20 protein-coding genes are annotated in these 18,012 nt (G+C 72.4%); 1 reads left to right on the forward strand and 19 read right to left on the reverse strand.

Annotated features, from left to right (window positions below):
- Positions 1-80: 80 nt before the first annotated feature.
- The 19 genes from ACH5A8_RS32525 to ACH5A8_RS32615 form a co-directional block, all read right to left on the reverse strand.
- On the reverse strand, positions 81-896 hold the full coding sequence (locus tag ACH5A8_RS32525) for a F0F1 ATP synthase subunit delta (RefSeq protein WP_399007600.1): 816 nt from the start codon (positions 894-896) through the stop codon (positions 81-83).
- The gene (locus ACH5A8_RS32530) at positions 893-1,447 is read right to left on the reverse strand and encodes a F0F1 ATP synthase subunit B (RefSeq protein WP_399007601.1); all 555 of its coding nucleotides are present in this window, start codon (positions 1,445-1,447) and stop codon (positions 893-895) included. Before ACH5A8_RS32530 ends, ACH5A8_RS32525 begins: the two co-directional genes overlap by 4 nt.
- Before the next feature lie 44 nt (positions 1,448-1,491).
- Positions 1,492-1,731 (reverse strand): ATP synthase F0 subunit C, encoded by a 240-nt coding sequence (atpE, locus tag ACH5A8_RS32535; RefSeq protein WP_351250117.1) that lies wholly within the window; start codon positions 1,729-1,731, stop codon positions 1,492-1,494.
- A 75-nt stretch (positions 1,732-1,806) separates the two neighbouring features.
- Positions 1,807-2,625 (reverse strand): F0F1 ATP synthase subunit A, encoded by an 819-nt coding sequence (atpB, locus tag ACH5A8_RS32540; protein ID WP_399007602.1) that lies wholly within the window; start codon positions 2,623-2,625, stop codon positions 1,807-1,809.
- Between the two features lie 225 nt (positions 2,626-2,850).
- Positions 2,851-3,288 (reverse strand): hypothetical protein, encoded by a 438-nt coding sequence (locus tag ACH5A8_RS32545; protein ID WP_399007603.1) that lies wholly within the window; start codon positions 3,286-3,288, stop codon positions 2,851-2,853.
- Positions 3,289-3,646: 358 nt separating this feature from the next.
- Positions 3,647-4,909, reverse strand: coding sequence for a methylaspartate mutase (locus tag ACH5A8_RS32550; RefSeq protein WP_399007604.1), 1,263 nt, complete (start codon positions 4,907-4,909; stop codon positions 3,647-3,649).
- The gene (locus ACH5A8_RS32555) at positions 4,906-5,379 is read right to left on the reverse strand and encodes a cobalamin B12-binding domain-containing protein (protein ID WP_399007605.1); all 474 of its coding nucleotides are present in this window, start codon (positions 5,377-5,379) and stop codon (positions 4,906-4,908) included. The genes ACH5A8_RS32550 and ACH5A8_RS32555 overlap by 4 nt, the downstream gene beginning before the upstream one ends.
- Positions 5,372-6,628 (reverse strand): type III PLP-dependent enzyme, encoded by a 1,257-nt coding sequence (locus ACH5A8_RS32560; RefSeq protein ID WP_399007606.1) that lies wholly within the window; start codon positions 6,626-6,628, stop codon positions 5,372-5,374. The genes ACH5A8_RS32555 and ACH5A8_RS32560 overlap by 8 nt, the downstream gene beginning before the upstream one ends.
- The gene (locus tag ACH5A8_RS32565) at positions 6,625-8,118 is read right to left on the reverse strand and encodes an AMP-binding protein (protein WP_399007607.1); all 1,494 of its coding nucleotides are present in this window, start codon (positions 8,116-8,118) and stop codon (positions 6,625-6,627) included. Before ACH5A8_RS32565 ends, ACH5A8_RS32560 begins: the two co-directional genes overlap by 4 nt.
- Before the next feature lie 16 nt (positions 8,119-8,134).
- Positions 8,135-9,667 carry an amino acid adenylation domain-containing protein gene (locus tag ACH5A8_RS32570; RefSeq protein WP_399007608.1) on the reverse strand — a complete coding sequence of 511 codons (1,533 nt, stop codon included), beginning with the start codon at positions 9,665-9,667 and terminating at the stop codon, positions 8,135-8,137.
- Entirely contained in the window at positions 9,664-10,593 is a 930-nt protein-coding gene (locus ACH5A8_RS32575) for a hypothetical protein (protein ID WP_399007609.1), read from the reverse strand. Before ACH5A8_RS32575 ends, ACH5A8_RS32570 begins: the two co-directional genes overlap by 4 nt.
- The gene (locus tag ACH5A8_RS32580; RefSeq protein ID WP_399007610.1) at positions 10,586-11,284 is read right to left on the reverse strand and encodes a 4'-phosphopantetheinyl transferase family protein; all 699 of its coding nucleotides are present in this window, start codon (positions 11,282-11,284) and stop codon (positions 10,586-10,588) included. Before ACH5A8_RS32580 ends, ACH5A8_RS32575 begins: the two co-directional genes overlap by 8 nt.
- Entirely contained in the window at positions 11,281-12,372 is a 1,092-nt protein-coding gene (locus ACH5A8_RS32585; RefSeq protein WP_399007611.1) for an acyl-CoA dehydrogenase family protein, read from the reverse strand. Before ACH5A8_RS32585 ends, ACH5A8_RS32580 begins: the two co-directional genes overlap by 4 nt.
- Positions 12,365-13,558, reverse strand: coding sequence for an acyl-CoA dehydrogenase family protein (locus ACH5A8_RS32590; RefSeq protein ID WP_399007612.1), 1,194 nt, complete (start codon positions 13,556-13,558; stop codon positions 12,365-12,367). Before ACH5A8_RS32590 ends, ACH5A8_RS32585 begins: the two co-directional genes overlap by 8 nt.
- Positions 13,555-13,809, reverse strand: coding sequence for an acyl carrier protein (locus tag ACH5A8_RS32595; RefSeq protein ID WP_399007613.1), 255 nt, complete (start codon positions 13,807-13,809; stop codon positions 13,555-13,557). The genes ACH5A8_RS32590 and ACH5A8_RS32595 overlap by 4 nt, the downstream gene beginning before the upstream one ends.
- 30 nt (positions 13,810-13,839) lie before the next feature.
- A complete protein-coding gene (locus ACH5A8_RS32600; protein WP_399007614.1) occupies positions 13,840-14,952 on the reverse strand; it encodes an acyl carrier protein in 1,113 nt (370 codons plus the stop codon).
- Positions 14,949-15,185, reverse strand: coding sequence for an acyl carrier protein (locus ACH5A8_RS32605; protein WP_399007615.1), 237 nt, complete (start codon positions 15,183-15,185; stop codon positions 14,949-14,951). Before ACH5A8_RS32605 ends, ACH5A8_RS32600 begins: the two co-directional genes overlap by 4 nt.
- A 93-nt stretch (positions 15,186-15,278) precedes the next feature.
- Complete coding sequence (locus tag ACH5A8_RS32610; RefSeq protein WP_399007616.1) at positions 15,279-16,049, reverse strand: thioesterase II family protein; 771 nt, start codon at positions 16,047-16,049, stop codon at positions 15,279-15,281.
- Positions 16,037-17,020, reverse strand: coding sequence for a 3-oxoacyl-ACP synthase III family protein (locus tag ACH5A8_RS32615; protein ID WP_399007618.1), 984 nt, complete (start codon positions 17,018-17,020; stop codon positions 16,037-16,039). Before ACH5A8_RS32615 ends, ACH5A8_RS32610 begins: the two co-directional genes overlap by 13 nt.
- Before the next feature lie 230 nt (positions 17,021-17,250).
- Here ACH5A8_RS32615 and ACH5A8_RS32620 point away from each other — a divergent pair, with 230 nt between their 5' ends.
- Positions 17,251-17,874 carry a DapH/DapD/GlmU-related protein gene (locus ACH5A8_RS32620; protein ID WP_399007619.1) on the forward strand — a complete coding sequence of 208 codons (624 nt, stop codon included), beginning with the start codon at positions 17,251-17,253 and terminating at the stop codon, positions 17,872-17,874.
- Positions 17,875-18,012 lie beyond the last annotated feature (138 nt).

The raw sequence follows: 18,012 nt of genomic DNA on the forward strand, positions 1-18,012 counted from the left end.
GGGACTCCCCCCAATAAGAGGTGAATCCTCTGCACGGCCCAACCAGGGCCGTCGTGTACGTCTTGCGTGTTGAGTTGCTGCTAGCTCGCCATGCGGCGGGCGGCGTCGTCGAGCCGGTCCGCGAGGGAGCCGTTGATGATCTCGTCACCGACCTGCACCCGGATCCCGCCGACGAGCTCGGGGTCCACGTCGAGGTTGAGGTGCATCTGACGGCCGTAGAGCTTGCCGAGGGCGGCGCCGAGGCGTCGCTTCTGGGTGTCGCTCAGCGGCACCGCCGAGGTGACGACGGCGACCATGCGGCCCCGGCGGTCGGCGGCGAGCTTGGACAGGGACTCCAGTCCCGCTTCCAGGCTACGTCCCCGCGGCGCGGTCACAAGGCGCGTCACCAGACGCTCGGTGATCCGGTTGGCCCGGCCGCCGAGCAGGCTGTGCAGCAGCTCGGCCTTGGCCGAGGCGCCGGCGGCCCGGTCGGTCAGCGCGGCGCGCAGCTCGGTGCTGGAGGAGATGATCCGGCCGAAGCGGAACAGCTCGTCCTCGACCTCGTCGAGCGCGCCCCGCCGCTGGGCGGTGGTGAGGTCGGCGAGGTTCGCCAGCTCCTCCAGCGCGTCCACCAGGTCCCGCGACTGCGACCAGCGCGAGCGGACCATGCCGGACACCAGGTCCGCGGTCGCGCCGCCGACCTGGGTGCCGAGCAGGCGCTGGACCAGCGCTGCCTTGGCCTCGCCGGACTGTGCCGGGTCGGTCAGGACCCGACGCAGGCCGGTCTCGCGGTGGAGCAGCGCGGTGACGGCAGCCAGCTCGTCGGCGAGCCGCGCGGCGTCGGCGGACGTGGAGTCCGTCAGCGCGTCGAGACGCTCACGTGCGGAGGTCAGGGCCTCGCGGCTCGCTCCGTTCATCGCGCGGCCTCGGCCTTCTCCTCGAGCTCGTCGAGGAAGCGGTCGATCACGCGGCTCTGCCGGGCGTGGTCCTCGAGGGACTCGCCGACGAGCTTGCCGGCCAGCTCGGTGGCGAGCTTGCCGACGTCCTGGCGCAGCGCGGACGAGGCGGCCTTGCGGTCGGCGTCGATCTGGGCGTGACCAGCGGCGACGATCTCCTCGCGCTGACGCTGGCCCTCGGCCCGCATCTCGGCGATGAGCGTCGCACCCTGCTCCTGCGCCTCCTGGCGCAGGCGCGCGGCCTCGTGCCGGGCTTCGGCCAGCTGGGCCTTGTACTGCTCGAGGACGCTCTGGGCCTCGACCTTCATGGCCTCGGCCTCTTCGATGCCGCCTTCGATCGCCGAGCGGCGCTCCTCCAGAACCTTGTTGATGTTCGGCAGGAGCTTCTTCGCGAGGACGAAGAAGACGATGGCGAAGGTGACGAGGCCGATGACCAGCTCGGGGCCCGGCGGGATGAGGGGGTTCTGCGAACCCTCCTCCGCCAGCTGCACCATCTGCTGTGTCAGCTGCATGTCATCAGTGCCTTTCCCTAAGGGTGGGGTCGTCCGCCGTCGGTTTACTTGTAGGTGTAAACGAACGGCATGACGATGCCGATGAGGGCGAGCGCCTCACAGAAGACGAAGCCCAGGATCTGGTTGGCACGGATCAGGCCGGCGGCCTCGGGCTGGCGGGCGAGCGCCTGGGTGCCGTTGCCGAAGATGATGCCGATGCCGATGCCGGGACCGATGGCGGCGAGGCCGTAGCCGACGGAGGCGATGGAGCCGGTGACGGCGGCAAGGGTCTCAGTGGCAGCCATGCTGATTCTTCCTTCTCTTTCAAGGACCGGTGGGGGTTGGCCACCGGACGTCTGTTGGGGGCGTTTCGGGCTTGCTCAGTGGTGCTCGGCGAGAGCGCCCTGAACGTAGGTGCAGGCCAGCAGGACGAACACGTATGCCTGGACGGCCTGGACGAAGAGCTCGAACATGATCATGAGGCAGGCCATCACGAACGAGACCACGCCGGCCGGGGCCAGCCAGCCGTTCATGAGGTACCAGCTCGCGACCGTGAACATCACGAGCAGGAGGTGGCCGGCGAACATGTTGCCGAAGAGTCGGACGGCGTGGGTGAAGGGCCGCACGAAGATGTTCGAGAAGAACTCGATCAGCATGACGAGCGGGAGAACCCAGCCGAGGGACTTGTCGTAGCCGGTGATGTTCTTCAGACCGCCGACGAAGCCGTGCTTGCGGAAGGTCAGGATCAGCCAGGTCAGGTAGACCACCAGGGCCAGACCGGCCGGGAAGGCGATGATCGACGTCACCGGGAACTGTGCGACCGGGATGACCGACCACAGGTTCAGGATCCAGACGAAGAAGAACAGCGAGACCATGAGCGGGACGTACTTGTCGCCCTCACGCTTGCCGAGCGTCTCGTAGACGATGCCGCGGCGGACGAAGTCGTACCCCGCCTCACCGACCATCTGCAGCTTGCCCGGGATCACCTTGGCCTTGCCGAACGCGGCCCAGAAGAAGCCGATCACGACCACGGTCGTGATGATGGCGAGCAGCATCGGCTTGTTGAAGTCGTAGCCGCCGACCGTGAACATCGGCTGGAACAGGAAGGAGTGGAGGCCCGGCGACGGAAAGCCGCAGCCGTTGTCGGCGAAGACGCGGCAACTCCAGTCGAAGGCGAGCGTGGTCTGTTCAGCACTCACCGCGGGCTCCTTCAGCGTGGCGCATGGGTACGGCAACCTCGTTGGGTCGGCGCGGCGGGCAGCCGCGGGTCGGCACCGGACTGGTGTTACGGATGTGGGGACGGCGGGCGGGCATCGAGCCTCGCGATCGAGCAGGCGTCAGCTCAGATGCCCGCGCCCGCGATGCCGCAGTTGGCACCGGACGATAGCAGGAGATCTCGCATGCCTTTATCCCGGGCCTACCCCTCACGTCGACGGCCCTGTCTTCTGGGGCTTGTCACTCTTCTCGGAGTCCGGTTCGACGTAGAAGATCTTGGACGTCATGTGCGCGCGGATCTGTGCGGCCATCCACACGACGGTCGCGGCGACGAGCGAGAACGCGAAGGCCCTCGCACTGAAGAGCGTGGTGCCCTTGAAGAGGGCCAAGAAGATCAGGAGCAGCAGGAGTTGGGCCACGTACAGCATGAGGCCCATCGCCTGGAAGAGCTGCGGGAGCGTCCTCGCCGTCCACTGCAGCACGTACAGGCCGATCCCCATGTAGAGAAGGGTCAGCAGTACGCCGACTGCAGCGCCGAGCGCCCCTTTGCCGCCGGCCACCGCACCGCTGACCGCAACCGCGACCACACCGGCGGCCGCGGTGGGCACGGCGGTGTGCAGTAGGTTCCGGACGTCATTGGAGGGCATGGCGGCAACTCCGCTTTCGCAGGGGGGCAGGGGTGTCGTCATGGACGAGCGTAGTCCCGGGCCGGCCTGAGGAACTTCAGCACCAAGGGACCCTCTTGCTTGGGTTCTCGGCTCTATCCGGGTTCTCGTGAACCGTATCACAAACTATTTGATGAGGTCTTTACCCGTCGCCTGTGCTGGCTGTCACACATGAGGGTGATGGCGCGCTTCTGTGCAGAAACGGCAGGCCTTTGCTGTGCTATGGGGCTTTTTGTACACCCACGACTTGGCAACGCTTTAGTCAGATTCTTACCTTGAAGGCGGCGCGACGAGCCCCCGCCGTCGCTCTCACGGGGGACCCGTCCTCACTTACCGCGAGCTAGTGAGCGCGCTGTGTGATGTCGAACTTGCGGCGTATGTAGGAGAGGTCCGCGAGCAGTCCCGCCGAGGTGACTCGCCGGCTGCGCAGCCGGCGGGGCGCCTTGAGCGGCAGCGCGCCCGTCGACTCCCAGCACAGACGCCCCTCCTCGTCGATGTAGCTCAGGGTCCGGCCCCGGTTGTCCGGGTGCAGGCAGTACGGGATGTCCAGGTGGCCCCGGCGGAACGCCAGCAGGAGGGCACGGCCCACGTCCGCGTCGAGGTCCAGGACGGCGCGGACCAGAGCCGCCGCCTCGTCGTAGGTCGCGGAGTCCGCTTCGGCGTCGGCCGCCCGGCACGGGGCCAGGCGGGCCGACCGGGCCGCGTACTCCAGGGCCTGGACGTTCACCTCGATGCTGGGGATGTGCTGGGACTCGGCCGCCGTCTTGACGATCAGCCGCTGCGCGCCGCCCTCGACCGCCAGCTCCGCCGCCTGCCCGAGCAGACGGTAGGCGCCGTCGTGGGTCTGCGGATAAAGACCCATGTACGTGTAGATCACGACATGCCAGTCGTGCACCGGCAGCAGCTCCGCGCACAGTCGCCGCAGTGCGGCCACGGCCTCGCGGTCCTGCCCGGGGTGGGTCTGCTGGGCGTAGCTGACGGAGATGCTGCGGATGCCGTGCTGGGCGAAGAAGAGCGCCTCCAGCACACTGATCGCCACAAGCTGGCTGGGCGGACACAGCTGCCCGAGCATGCAGCCGCCGAACGTCTCCAGGTGCGGCTCCACGCCGCCGTCGCGGAGCCGGGTGAGCAGCTCGCAGCCGCGCGCCCAGTTGGCGACCGACTCCGCCAGCGGTGTGCGGCCGTAGGGCAGGCAGTACGAGACCGGCCCGCCCTCGGTGGCGCCCAGCCCCACCGCGGTCATGGCCCGGAAGATGCCGAGGGGGTCCGCCGAGCCGTGGCGCACCTGGACGGGGAAGTCCGGCCCTCGGATGCCGGCCAGCACCCACGCGGTCGTCGCGGCCGGGTGGCTGACCACGGGGTAGCCGTTGAGCGGCACGCCGTCGCGCAGGGCGCTCTCGACGGCCGACAGCTGACCGACCCGGGTGTGGGCGTCGATCGTGATGGTGCCGACGGTGCGGGCGGCCGCCCCGCGGGTGGCCGCCAGTCCCGAGCGCATCAGGGCGGGGTCGCCGAATCCCATCCGGGGCTGCACGACGAGCCGGTCGGCCTCGGCCGCGGCCCTGACGTACGCGCCGAATTCCGAGGCCGGCCGGCCGCTCATCGGGCGGCGCGCAGCGGGGCCGGGCCGAGGTCCCGGGGCGCCGCGTGGGAGAGGGAGGCGGCGAAGGCCGCCAGGGCGGCGGCCGGATCCGCGACCTCCTCGAAGACCTCGTCGAATCCGGCCGCCCGCAGGGCGTGGGCGCGGGCGGCGCTCCTGCCGTCGACGCCGAGCTTGCCGCCGATGACCACGGGGGTGGTGAGCAGGGCGGGGTGGGCCCGCAGCTTCCGGATGACGCGCAGGCCGTCCTGGTGGCCGTGACCGTTGACGCTGCTGACGACGACGAACGCGGGGCCGGTCGCGGCGCAGCGGGCGACGAGCAGGTCGTCGGGGACGCAGGGGCCGAGGTTGACGACGTCGTGGCCGAGTTCCTCCAGGAGGAGCTGGAGGTAGACCAGGTTCCAGGTGTGCGAGTCGGAGGCCATCGAGGTCACGACGACGGTCTGCCGCCGCACGGTGCGCGGATCAGTCATGTTCGCCTGCCACCTTCCGGTAGGTCCGTACGTGCTCGATGCGGGAGACGGAGACGACGTCGCCGTCGCGCACCACGACCTCGGCCGGGGCCGGCCTGCCCAGGAACATCAGGAGACTGGCGGTGGGGCCGTAGGCTCCGGTGTTCGGGATGGCGACGCGGTCGCCCGGGCCGAGGTCGGCGGGGACCTCGACGTCCCTGCCGAGGGTGTCGCCGGGGGTGCACAGCGGTCCGGCGAGGGTCACGCGCCGGGTCTCGGCGGCGCCGCCGGGGCCGGGGCGGACGGAGACCGGGAGGATGCGGCCGAGGCCGGAGAGCCCGCCGAAGGTGTTGATGCCGGCGTCGAGGACGACGAAGGTGCGGCCGCGACCGGTCTTGACGTTGGTGACGGACGCCAGCAGCGTGCCGCAGTCGCCGACCAGGTAGCGGCCCGACTCGACCGCGAGCCGGGGAGTGCCCTGCCGCCACTGCGGGAAGCGCGTGTCGAGCGCGGCTTCGAGGGCGGCGCGGAGGTTCGGGTAGGCGGTGCGCCGCCCGTGCTGTCCGTAGGGGGAGGCGAATCCGCCGCCGATGTCGAGCAGGCGCAGCGGCACGCCGAGTTCCGCCTCGATGCGGGCGGCGACGTCGATGGTGTGCCGGAACTCGGCGATCAGGGCGTCCTCGTCGGTGGCGTTGCTCTGGGAGAACAGGTGCAGTCCCGCGAGCGAGGTGCCCGGCACCGAGCGCAGCCGGGGCGCGAGGTCGGCGAGGGTCTCGCTGTCGATGCCGAACTGGGTGGGCCGGCCGGTCATCCGTACGCCGGTGGCCGCCTGGGCCGTCGCGTCGTTGATGCGCAGCAGGCACTCGGCGACCGCGTCCTGGGCGAGCGCGGCCGCGCCGATGTGCTCCAGATCGCCGAGCGACTCGGCGGAGAAGAGCCGGACGCCGAGTCCGATCGCCTCGCGCAGTTCGCCGGGGGTCTTGCCGGGTCCGGTGTAGAGGATCCGCGCGGGGTCGTGGCCGGCCTCCAGGGCGGCGGCGAGTTCGCCGGTGGAGCTGATCTCGGCGCGGCAGGTGCGGCCCTCGCCCCCGCGCAGGGCGCGGACGAGGTCCACGTGCGGGTTGGCCTTGAGGGCGTAGAAGACCTCGAACTCCTCGGGCAGCCAGCCGAACAGGTCGCGGCGGGCGTCGTCGAGCCGGTCGAGGTCGTAGAGGTAGAGGGGGGTGCCGAACTCGTCGGCCAGTTCGCGCAGGCGGTCGGGCTCGGTCATGCGCCTTCCCCTTCGAGCAGGGCCTCGAGTTCGCGACGGGCGTTCTTGCCGTGCAGCGTGAGCGGGAACTCCTTCAGGACGCGGCAGACGGTGGGCACCTTCGGCAGTTCCAGGCGCCGGGTCAGCTCGGTGACGACCTGGTGGGCCTCGAGGTCGCTCTCGACGAACAGGGCGAGCCCGTGCCGCTCGCCGGGCGGGAGCGCGGCGGCGGCCCGCACGCCGGGGATGTCCATGGCCGCGCTCTCGATCTCCAGGGTGCTCATGCGGAAGCCCTTGTGCTTGAACATGTCGTCGCGGCGGCCCTGGAAGTAGAGGTAGCCGTCGTCGTCGAGCCAGCCGTAGTCGCCGGTGTGCAGGAGCGGTTCGCCGGTGCGGGGGTCGCGGCGGAAGGAGCGGGCGGTGTCCTCGGGGTTGCGCCAGTAGCCGGCCATCACATGGGGTCCGGCGGCGACGATCTCCCCCACCTCGCCGGCCTTCAGCGGGCTGCCGTCGTCGTCGAGGACGAGCACCCGGGTGCCGGGCAGCGGCAGGCCGACGGAGTCGGGGCGTTCCTCGTCGGACTCGGGCGGCATGACCGTGATGCGCTTGGCCTCGGTCTGGCCGTACTGCCGCACCACGCGGGCGCCGGGGAAGCGGGTGCGCAGGGCGTCGATGGTGCTCTGCGGCAGGGCGGCACCGGTGTTGGTGAACATGCGCACGGGCGGCAGGGGCCGGTCGTCCCGGCCGGCCAGGCGGACGATCATGGAGGCGAGCGACGGCACGACGGGCACGACGGTCACCCCGGTCTCGCGCATGCGCCGCAGCAGGACGAGGTCGGACTCGCCGTCGGCGAGGACGATCTCGCAGCGCGCGACGCAGGTCATCAGGACCTTGCACAGGCCGTAGTCCCAGGACATGGGGAAGCGGCAGAAGACGACGTCGTCCTCGCGGTATCCGAGCACCTCGGTCAGGGCCCGGCAGGCGAAGGCGACCTGGGCGTGGGGGCAGGCGACGGCCTTGGGCGCCGCGGTGCTGCCGGAGGTGTAGATCAGCACGGCCAGGTCGTCGGCGGCGACCGGCTTCGGTGCGACGTCGAGCGCGCCGGGTGTCGCGAGGGCGGGACGTACGTCGGCCATGTCGTGCACCGGGGCGGTGCTGACGCGGCGCAGCACGGGGGCGCCCGCGGCGTCGGTGAGGACGAGTTTCGGTTCCGCGTTGCCGACGACGGACCGCAGGTGGAACTCCTTCATCGCCGGGTTGAGCGGGACGAAGACGGCGCCGGCCCGGGAGGTGCCGTAGAACATCGCGGCCAGTTCCCGGCTGGTCGGCAGCTGCACGACCACGCGGTCGCCGCGGCCGATGCCCTGGCCGTGCAGCCAGTGGGCGAACGCCTCGGCGGCCTCGGCCAGTTCGCGGTAGGTCCAGCGGCCGGTGGCGTCCCGGATCGCCGGGGCGTCCGGCACCTCCCGGGCGGCGGTGTCCAGCAGGGAGTGGATGGTCTGGTCGTTCAAGCGTGGTTCCCCCGTTTCAGCGTGCGCGCGCGGTGGTGAGCGTGTCCCGCAGCGCGCGGCGGTCGATCTTTCCGTTGGTGTTCAGCGGCAGGTCCGCCAGCACGGTGAGCGTGTCGGGGACCATGTATTCCGGCAGGCGGGCGCGCAGGTCGGCGAGGACGCCGGCCGGATCGGCGTCGTCGCCGGTGCAGGCCGCGACCAGGCGCGTCTCGCCGCCCGGGCCGGGGAGGGTGAGCGCGACGGCGTCGCGCACGCTCGGGTGGGAGCGCAGTTCGCTCTCCACCTCGCCGAGTTCGAGGCGGTAGCCGCGCACCTTCACCTGGTGGTCGAGGCGGCCGAGGTGGATCAGGCCCGGCTCCGCGAGGCGCACCCGGTCGCCGGTGCGGTACCAGAGCCGCTCGTCCGGGGCCTCTTCGGCGTCGGCCGCCGTGGCCCGGTCGTCGCCGGGTCCGTACCGCCAGAAGCGGCCGGCGTTGTCGGCGGGGTCGAGGTAGCCGGAGAAGCGCTGGGCGCCCCGGACGCACAGTTCGCCCTCGTCGGCGGGGCGGCCCTCGTCGTCCACGACGAGCTGTTCCAGGCCGGGGTGGAGCCGTCCGATCGGCACGGTGTCGCTCGCCAGGGTCCCGTCCGGGGTTTCGGGCAGCCGGTACTGGGTGCAGCTGAGGGTCAGTTCCGTCGGCCCGTACAGGTTCTCCAGGACGCTGTCGGGGGCGGCCGCCTGCCAGGTCGCGGCCTGGGCGGCGGTCAGCGGCTCCCCGCAGAACAGGCTCCAGCGGAGCGTGGGCATGCTGCCGGGGGCCAGGCCGCGCAGCCGCCGGGCGAGGGAGATCACCGACGGTACGGAGAACCAGTGGGTGATGCGCTCGCGGTTGACGAACCGGGCGGGTGCGAGGAGGTCGCCGCGGCCGGGCACGACGACCGTGGCGCCGCGGCTCCAGGCCGCGAACAGGTCGAAGACGGAGAGGTCGAAGGTGAGGTCGAAGGTCTGCGAGAGCCGGTCGCCGACGCCGATGCCGTAGCGGGCGGTCACATGGTCCAGGTAGGCCGTGACGTTGCGGTGCCGGATCGGGACGCCCTTGGGGGTGCCGGTCGAGCCGGAGGTGAAGAGGATGTAGCAGACGTCGTCCGGCCCCGCGGCCCGTGCCTCGGCCTCGGCGGCGGGCGTGGTGAGGTCGGGTGCCAGCACGGGCGCCGGCAGGGGTGTGGCGGCGTGTTCCGGGTCGGCCAGGACGCAGTCCAGTGCCGCCGCCTTCACCGTCGCCGCGGTGCGCGGGGGCGGGAAGCCGGGGTGCAGCGGGACCACGGTGGCGCCGAGGCGCTGTACGGCGAGGTAGCCGGCGTAGGCGGTCAGGGTGCGCAGGGCGAGCAGACCGACGCGGCGCGGGCCGTCGCCGGCGCCGGCCGCGGTCAGGGCGGCGGCGAGGCGCCCGGCCAGTGCGTCCAGTTCGGCGTAGGTGTGGCGGACGCCGTCGAGTTCGAGCGCCACCGCGTCCGGGTGCCGGCGGACCGACCGCGCGAACCGCGCGTAGAGGGTGTCCTGCGGGTTCATCGGGCGGCGTTCTCCATGCTGTCCACGGGTTCGTCCTCCAGACGTTCCACGGTCCTGATCACCTGGGCGAAGGCCGTCCCCACGGCTCCCGCGCGGTAGCGTCCGCGCTCGGCGGAGGCGATGCCGAAGCGCACGGCCTGGGGAAGGCTGCCCCAGGCCGCCGCGGCCTCCTCGACGGCCGCCGTCCGCGGCCGCGAGGCCAGGTGGAAACGCTGGTGGCGGGCGGCGGTCCAGATGTCGTCGGCGTAGCGGGACAGGGCCTCCGGATCGGCGCTCACCGTGTCGGCGACGTGGCGCAGCGCGGGCAGCGGGCCTTCCACCCAGGTGCCTTCGTCGGCGGTGGTGTTCGGGGCGTCGGCCAGTTCCAGCCAGCGGTATCCGGTGTGCGGGGCCGGCTCGGCGTCCTCCCCGAGGGCGAAGCGGTCGCGGCTGACGGCCTGGGCGGTCGTCCGGGTCAGGGGGCCGAGGAGGTCGCGGAGTCCGCGGTCGTCGAGCACGCCCTGGTACGGGGTCTGGGTGCCGCGCGGGGTGAGGGCGTCGAAGTCGTCGCGCACGGACCAGGCGTCGTCGCCGTGCCGGCCGAGCACCACCCAGTGCGAGGTCTCCTCCGCGCCGTAGGACGGGGACCAGGGGATGTGGCGGGTGTTGCCGACGGCGATCACGGAGCCGTGCCGGGCCAGTTCGGCGTCGAGGGCGGCGCGGGCCGCGGGCCAGTCGCCGGCGCCCCGGTAGGCGAGTCCGCGGCCCTGCTCGTCGATGTCCACGCGGGTGTGGTGCGAGAAGGCCAGCCGCCCCTCGGGCGGGTCGGTGCGCACCCGCAGGCGGACGGCGGCCGCGAGCCGGTCGCGGATGTCCGGGACCCGGGGCGCGAGGTAGGCCACCAGGCTCGCGGTGTAGCAGCTCAGCTCGGCCGGGGGCTCACTCACTGTCGTTCTCTCCTGAGGCGTTCGTCGGGGGCGTGGGTGCGGGCAGGGCGGTGTAGGCGCAGCTCAGCGGGAGCGGTGAGAGGTCGCGCAGGCTGACCCACCGGTGGCGGCCCCATCTGCCGTGCCGGGACCAGGGCGTGACGTCGGCCGTCCACACCCCGCCGGCGAGGCCGGTGCCGTCGGCCTTGACGATGGCCTCCCGCACGGTCCACAGCCAGGCGAACTCGGTGGCTCGCTCGGCCATGGACAGCTGGGCGAGCCGGTCGGTGTGGTCCTTGGCGCAGCGGCGCAGCATGGCGTCGGAGACGGTGTCGGGCGGGTGCTGGAGGTCGACGCCGACGGCGTGGTCCAGGGCGGCGCAGGCGGCGACCCGGTCGCCGTCGTGGCTGACGCTGACGCCGATGCGGGGCCGGCCGACGAGGCGAGGGGCGCCCCGGTCGTCGTAGGCGACGGGTGCGTGCCGGGCCTCGGGGAAGCGGGCGGCCAGCACGGCGCGCAGGGCCCGGCGTGCGGCCAGGTGCTCGCGGGCGCGCCAGGCGGGAAGGTGTGCGGCGCCGGCCAGGTCGTCCTGGGTGAGGCCGGCCGGGTCGGCGACCGGGTCGCCGGCCGGTTCCACGGCTACCCAGACACCGGGGGCCGCCTCGGTGTGCAGGCGGGTCCCGGTGGTGGTGTCGGCGCCGGCGGGAGTCATCGCGTCCGACCGCCCAGGACCTGGTCGAGGCGTTCGGCCACGGTGTCGAGGACCAGTTCGGTGGTGCCGCCGCCGATGCCGAACACCGCGGCCTCGGCGCGCAGCCGCTGCACGCCGTCGCGCGCGAAGCCGTCGGCCCCCTGCAGGTGGCCGCACTCGGTGAGGACGTGTTCGACGGTCATGCCGGAGAGGGCCTTGAGCGTGGCGGCGGCGGTGGCGTCGTACCGGGTGGCGACGGGGTCGGCGGACTGGTTCCACAGCGCGTCCAGGGCGCTGACGCGCACGGCGCAGCCGGCGAGCCGCTGGCGCACGGACGGCGACTGGCGCAGGGGCGTTCCGTCGACGGTGCGGGTGGTGAGCCGGTGGGCGGTGTCGGCGACGACCCTGCGGCACAGCTCCACCGCCCAGGCGGCGGAGGCCAGGCGTTCCACGGCCATGTGCCGGGCGAAGTGGGCCAGTCCCCGGCCGGGGCGGCCGAGGACGTACGCGCGCGGCAGGCGCACGGAGCGGAAGTCCAGGTGTCCGAGGCCCGCGCCCAGGAAGAGTTCGGTGTCGGCCGGGCGGACGGTCACGCCGGGGGCGGTCAGCGGGACCAGGACCCAGGTGAAGCTGGTGAAGTGGCGGCCGGGGCGGTGCCGGGCGAGGACCAGGGCGTGGCCCGCGGTCAGGGCCGAGGTCACCCAGCGTTTGCCGCCGTCCAGGACGAGGTCGCCGTCGTTGCCGCTGTCGGGGAGGTCGACGGTGGTGCCGAGTGCGGCGAGGTCGGAGCCGGCCGAGGCGGCGTCGGTGGCCGCGAGGGCGAGCAGCCGGGTGCCGTCGAGGGCCCCGCGCAGGATCTCGGTGGTGGCCGGGCTGTCGGCCGCGTCGGCGAGCAGCGGTGTCGCGGTGGCGAGCTGGACGAGCAGCGCGAGGACGGTGCCCTGGGGGCCGCGCGCGTCCGCCTCGCGCAGGATGCGGCGCAGCAGCAGCGGGTCGAGACGGCCGGTCGGCTCCTTGCCGTAGAGCTCGGTGAGCGTGCCGGAGGCGGCCAGCTCGGCGAGGATCCCGGCCGCGTCGCCGTCGGGCGGCCCCGGCTGCCGGTCAGACAAGACGCACCTCCGCGTCGAGCAGGGCGAGTCTGCCGTCGGCGAGGTGGAGGCGGTCGTTCTTGTAGTTGAGCGCGGCCGACCTGAGGTCGCGCAGGGCGCGTTCGAGGCCGGTGGGCGAGTCCCTGAGGTAGCCGTGGCGCAGGCCGACGGCGTCGATCAGGTCCTCGACGGTGCGGTGGCACTCCTCGGAGGCGGTGATCTTGAGCGCGTTGACCAGCAGCTGGTACGGGGGGCGGGACAGGTCGTCGCCGTCCTCGGCCGCCCGGGTCAGCGTGGTGGCGGTGTGCCGCAGCAGGGCGTGCACGGTGTCCAGCCGCTGGCGTGCCCGGGAGAGCCGGGTCAGCAGGAGTTCGGAGTCGAGGTCGGCGCTCTTGCGGCCGGCCGGGCTGCGCAGCGTGCGCAGCACCCGCGAGAGGGCGCCGGCGGCGGTGCCGAGCCAGGTCGCGGCCCAGCCGAGGTGGGCCAGCGGACCGAAGGTGTCCAGGACCACCTTGCGGAACTGGCCGTGCTCGCCGACGACCTGGTGACCGGGCACCTGGCCGGTGAGTTTCAGGGCGACGCTGTGGCTGGCGCGCATGCCGAGCGGGTCCCAGTCGCCGGAGACGTCGATGTCGAGCTGGTCGCGGTGGGCGTAGACCAGGGAGACCTCGTGCGGGGAGCGGGCGGTGGGGCTGAGCATGGTGATCAGGAAGCCGTCGGCGTGGGCGCCGCCGGTGACGATCGGCGCGAAACGGTCGACGACCAGCCGCCCGTCGTCCGTGGCCAGTTCGGCGGCGGAGGTCAGCAGGTGGCCGCCCTTGCCGGCCTCGGTGGTGACGGAGGCGAGGTAGAGGCGTCCCGCGGCGATCTCGGGGAGGAGTTCGCCGGCGAGCCGGCGGGACGCGTGCCGGACGATGCCGGCGACCTGCTGGCAGTGCATCGTGAAGATCATGGCGACGGACATGTCGACGCGGCCGAGGGCGATGCCGGCGTCCAGGACGTCGTCCACGCCGCCGCCCATCCCGCCGTGGGCGGTGGGCACCATCAGGCCGAGCAGTCCCGTGCGGCGCATCTCGTCGAGGGCGGCGACGGGGAACTCGGCGGCTTCGTCGCAGGCCGCCGCGTGCCGGGCGGCCGTCTCGCTGACGCGGCGGACGGCCTCCTCCACGGCCCGGGCGTCGAAGCCGGTGCGGTCGAAGCCCTTCACAGCGTGTCCGCGGCGTCGGCGGGCATGGCCTTGACCGCCGCGTCCCACAGGTTGCCCGCGGTGGCGAAGGTGTTCTCGGTCAGGGCGTCGTCGGGCAGTTGCACGCCGAAGGTGTCCTCCAGGGTGAACATCAGCTCGATGGCCTGCATGGAGTCCAGGCCGAGTTCGCGCAGCGGGGTGTCCGCGGTGATGGGCTGGTCGCCGAGAAAGGGCAGGAACGGCTTGAGCATCTCGGTAAAGCGGGCGTCCACGGAAGAGCTTTCCCTTCGGGGTAATTCGTTCTATTCACGATCGGTCGCGCGGTTCAGCAGCCCGCACAGGTCTTCGATGCTCTGCAGGTTCTCGGGCACCAGGTCGGCCGGGGCGAACTCCACGGCGAACCGTTCTTCGAGGATCTCCACGACTTCCACCATCCGGATGGAGTTGAATTCCGGATGGTCCGTCAATCTGCCGTCGACCAGAGCCGCTTCGGGAATTCCCAAGACCGATCCGACCACCTCGCGCACGGCCGCCTCGCGCACGCCCGACCCGGCGCCGAACACCACGGAGTCCCGCGCCAGCACCTCGCCGGCCCGCTCGAACAGGCCGGGCGGCTCGGCCCGGCCGCGGTCCACCCGGCGGAAGGCCAGGTAGGCGTGTTCGACGAGCCCGTCCCACTGCCGCAGATGCTCCCGCACCGCTTCCGGCTCCGCTCCCGCGGCGCCGTGCTCCTCCAGGTGGGCGGCGTGCAGCCGCCGGGCGCGGGCGAGCAGCCAGGTCTCCAGTGTGAAGGCCTCCAGCGCCGCGCGCCGGTCCTCGTGCCCGGCGTAGCCGCGCAGGTACTCCGGCGCCGGGCCGGGCGCCACCCGGGGCCCGGGCGGCGCGCCGAGCGGGCCGGGCGCGAACCGCACGCTCTCCGCGCCCTCCGGCAGCGCCTTGGACAACGCGGTGAAGTCCTCGCGGGAGAAGGGCAGTCGGAGAGGGCGGGCTCTGCCCCACTGGGTGTCGTTGTGGTAGGCGTCGCTGATGGTGAGCGTGTCGCCGCCGTCGTCGTCCACGACGAAACTGTGTTCGACGTGCTTGGTCCCGTGGTAGGGCACCCAGGGCAGGTGGTAGGCGTCGGCGACGACGTAGAGCGGGCCGCCCGAGGTGTCCGGCGCCTCGCCCGGGGCGTGCCGGCGGCGCTCGGCCACGTTCAGGCCGAGCAGTTCCGCGGCGTCGGCGAGCTGCTGGTCGAGGGTCGGCTCGACGGTGAGCAGGCCGGCCAGGGGGCCGTCGGTCAGGGGGCGCGGCGCGCAGCGCAGCACGCTGCCCAGCCGGATGTGGGCGCCCGCGCCGTGGTGGCGGTCGGCGAGCAGGGCGAGGTTGGCCTGGAGGCAGTCCAGGTGCTCCGCGTGGACGGGGAAGCCGGTCACCGCGCCGGGCTCCCCTCGGCGCCCTCGACCGCCAGGTCGACGAGGTCGCGGACGGTCTTGTAGGAGCGGCCGGCGAACAGGTCGTCGGGCAGGGGGGAGTCGAGTTCGTCCTCCAGCCGGGTGAAGATGCCCAGCAGGCCCATGGAGGAGATGCGCAGCGTCTCGCCGCCGAGCGGCTCGTCGTCGGAGAGCTCCGACGGCCGCAGGGCGAGTCCGCGTTCGGCGATGACCACGCGCTTGACGGCCTCGGCTATACCGTCCCGGTCGGGGTTCACTTCTGGTTGACCTTCCGTCGTGTGTACGCGGTGCTGCGGCGGCCGGGCCGCTCAGCACGCTGCCGGGGAGCCCGTCGCCGACATGTGCTCCTCGATCGCCCGGATGACCGCCTCGCCCTGCGAGTTGAGGTAGAAGTGGCCTCCGGGGAACACGGTCATGTCGAACCGTGCGGTGGTGTGCTCGGCCCAGGCCTGGGCCTCGTCCCGGGTGACCTGGGGGTCGTCGTCGCCGATCAGGGCGAGGACCGGGCAGCTCAGCGGCGGGCCCTGGCGGTAGCGGTAGCTCTCCACGGCCCGGTAGTCGCTGCGGATGGCCGGCAGGATCATCCGCAGCAGTTCCTCGTCGGCGAGGATCCGGTCGTCGGTGCCGCTGAGCCGCCGGATCTCGGCCATGAGCCCTTCGTCGTCCCGCAGATGCACCAGGTCCTGGGCGGGGCGGACGCGGGAGGGGGCGCGGCGGCCGGAGACGACGAGCGCCCGGGGGCCCTTGCCCTCGCGTTCGAGCAGGCGGGCCGCCTCGAAGGCGACCATGGCGCCCATGCTGTGCCCGAAGAGGGTGAGGGGCCGGTCGGGCGAGGGGGCGAGCGCGTCGACGGCGGCGCGGGCGAGCTCCTCGACGGAGGTGACGCACGGTTCGTGCCGGCGCTCCTGCCGCCCCGGGTACTGCACGGCCAGGACCTCGGTCCGGCCCGCCATGGCGCGGGCCACCGGCACGAAGTACGACGCGGCCCCGCCGGCGTGCGGGAAGCACACCAGCCGGCGGGTGGCCCGCGGCGCCGGTTCGTACCGGTGGAACCACTGGGCGGGGTCTACTGCGCCCACGCGGGCAGCTCCCGGATCGTGAGGACGGCCGACGAGCAGACCCAGCCGGGTCCCTGCGAGGTCACCAGGACGTGGTCGCCGGGGCTGACCTCGCCGGTGCGCACGGCGTGCTCGAGCGAGATGAGGATGTCGGCGCCGCCGGCGTGGCCGACGGAGGCGCCGTACTCCCAGACCAGCCGGTCCTCGGGGATGCCGAGCGGCCGGAGCAGGGCGTGCTCGATCATGCGCTTGTCGACGTTGATCGTGATGACCTTGGAAATGTCGGCCGCGGTCATTCCGGCGTCGATGATGGAGTCGTTGATGACCCCCAGGTCGAATTTCGTGAACGTCTCGAAGAGCTCGGCGAAGCCCATGACATTGTCCACGAAATACTGCGACCGCTCCCCCACATTGAAATACTTGCGGGACTGACCGTCCGGCGGGAGCAGGGATTCCTGGCCGCGGTGCCACTGCTCCAGGCTGTGCAGCGTACCGGAATTCATGGAGCGCACCTCGGCAAATCCGCCGCGGCCGTTCACGACGGCCGCGAGGGCGCCGTCGGAATAGAGGGAGGACGTCCCGAAATCACGCCAGCGGTTGATGAGCGGCGAGCTGAAGTTCGTGGCCGTGGTCAGCAGGACGTTCTGCCTGCGGGCCACGCCGGTGATCTGCCCGGCGGCCGTCTCCAGCGCGCCGAGCACCCCGTCGCACCCCTGCTGGACGTCCAGCGACGGAATGTGGCCGGCGCCCAGTTCGCGCAGGATGTAGCCCGGCGCGTAGGCGCCCTCGGGCACCTGGTAGTAGACGCTGCCGTGGATGTGCGAGTCGATCGCCGACAGGTCCACCGCCGAGCGCTCGACGGCGGTACGGGCGGCGTGCACCGCCATGTCGACGGCCGGCACGTCCCCGGCCACGTGGGTGCCGGTCAGGCCGGCTGCGGCGAACTCACCGCGTTCATAATCCCCCGGGCCCTCCGCGTCGGCGACGGACACCCATTCAGAAAGGTGTACGCCGAGTGAGTCAATGTAGACACCATTTACCTGCATCGCGGAAATCCCTTCATGCCCCCGCATTCACAATGACTACCCAATTACAGCAACAAACACCCTGTCAAGTCGAGTTGACGACCCATCGGCGATCCCCCACGTGATGTGCATCACACCTGAATTTTGGCAGTACGGTATACCGGCAGCAGCGCGGTTTTTCTGGCAAAGGAGAAATGGTGAATATTCGCATTGCGCCCGGCGCCGAGGTGGACGAAAGGGCGACCGTGGGCGACGGCACCTCCGTCTGGGGCACGGCCCATATACGGGAGGGCGCGGTCGTGGGCCGCGACTGCAACATCGGGCGGGGCGTGTACATCGGGCCCGGCGCGACGGTCGGGGACGGCTGCAAGGTGCAGAACTACGCCCTGGTGTACGAGCCGGCCACGGTGGAGGACGGGGTGTTCATCGGTCCGGCCGCCGTGCTCACCAACGACCCCCATCCGCGGGCCGTGACCCCCGCCGGGGCGCCCAAGGGCCCGCAGGACTGGACCCCTGTCGGGGTGACCGTCCGCCACGGCGCCTCCATCGGCGCCCGCGCGGTGTGCGTGGCGCCGGTGACGGTCGGGCGCTGGGCCCTGGTCGCCGCCGGTTCCGTCGTCACCCGGGACGTGCCCGACTACGCGCTGGTGGCCGGGGCGCCGGCTCGTCGAGTGCGGTGGGTCGGGCGGGCCGGCGTCCCCCTGGAGGACGAGGGCGACGGCCGCTTCCGCTGCCCGCGCACGGGCGAACGCTTCACCGAGCGGGACCGCGACACACTCGTCCCGGACGGAGCGGACGGACAACACGACGACCTCCTCTGACGGCATAGGACCGCGGATGTGCGGGCGACGGACGGCGGACGATGACCGGCGTCGTGCGCACGGTCTGCGGCGGACGGGGAACGGCGGATGCGCGGACGGCGGATGCGCGGACGGCGGACGGGGAGCAGGGGTGAGGAC

Origin of the sequence: Streptomyces sp. NPDC018610 (assembly GCF_044391765.1) — a bacterium.
Taxonomy (GTDB): domain Bacteria; phylum Actinomycetota; class Actinomycetes; order Streptomycetales; family Streptomycetaceae; genus Streptomyces.

Bases quoted from the DNA above. Each gene is read 5' to 3' on its own strand.
- ACH5A8_RS32560 (WP_399007606.1), bottom strand. From the start codon at position 6,628: ATGACCGAGCCCGACCGCCTGCGCGAACTGGCCGACGAGTTCGGCACC.
- ACH5A8_RS32545 (WP_399007603.1), bottom strand. From the start codon at position 3,288: ATGCCCTCCAATGACGTCCGGAACCTACTGCACACCGCCGTGCCCACC.
- ACH5A8_RS32550 (WP_399007604.1), bottom strand. From the start codon at position 4,909: ATGAGCGGCCGGCCGGCCTCGGAATTCGGCGCGTACGTCAGGGCCGCG.
- ACH5A8_RS32570 (WP_399007608.1), bottom strand. From the start codon at position 9,667: ATGAACCCGCAGGACACCCTCTACGCGCGGTTCGCGCGGTCGGTCCGC.
- ACH5A8_RS32530 (WP_399007601.1), bottom strand. From the start codon at position 1,447: ATGCAGCTGACACAGCAGATGGTGCAGCTGGCGGAGGAGGGTTCGCAG.
- ACH5A8_RS32580 (WP_399007610.1), bottom strand. From the start codon at position 11,284: ATGACTCCCGCCGGCGCCGACACCACCACCGGGACCCGCCTGCACACC.
- ACH5A8_RS32525 (WP_399007600.1), bottom strand. From the start codon at position 896: ATGAACGGAGCGAGCCGCGAGGCCCTGACCTCCGCACGTGAGCGTCTC.
- atpE (WP_351250117.1), bottom strand. From the start codon at position 1,731: ATGGCTGCCACTGAGACCCTTGCCGCCGTCACCGGCTCCATCGCCTCC.
- ACH5A8_RS32555 (WP_399007605.1), bottom strand. From the start codon at position 5,379: ATGACTGATCCGCGCACCGTGCGGCGGCAGACCGTCGTCGTGACCTCG.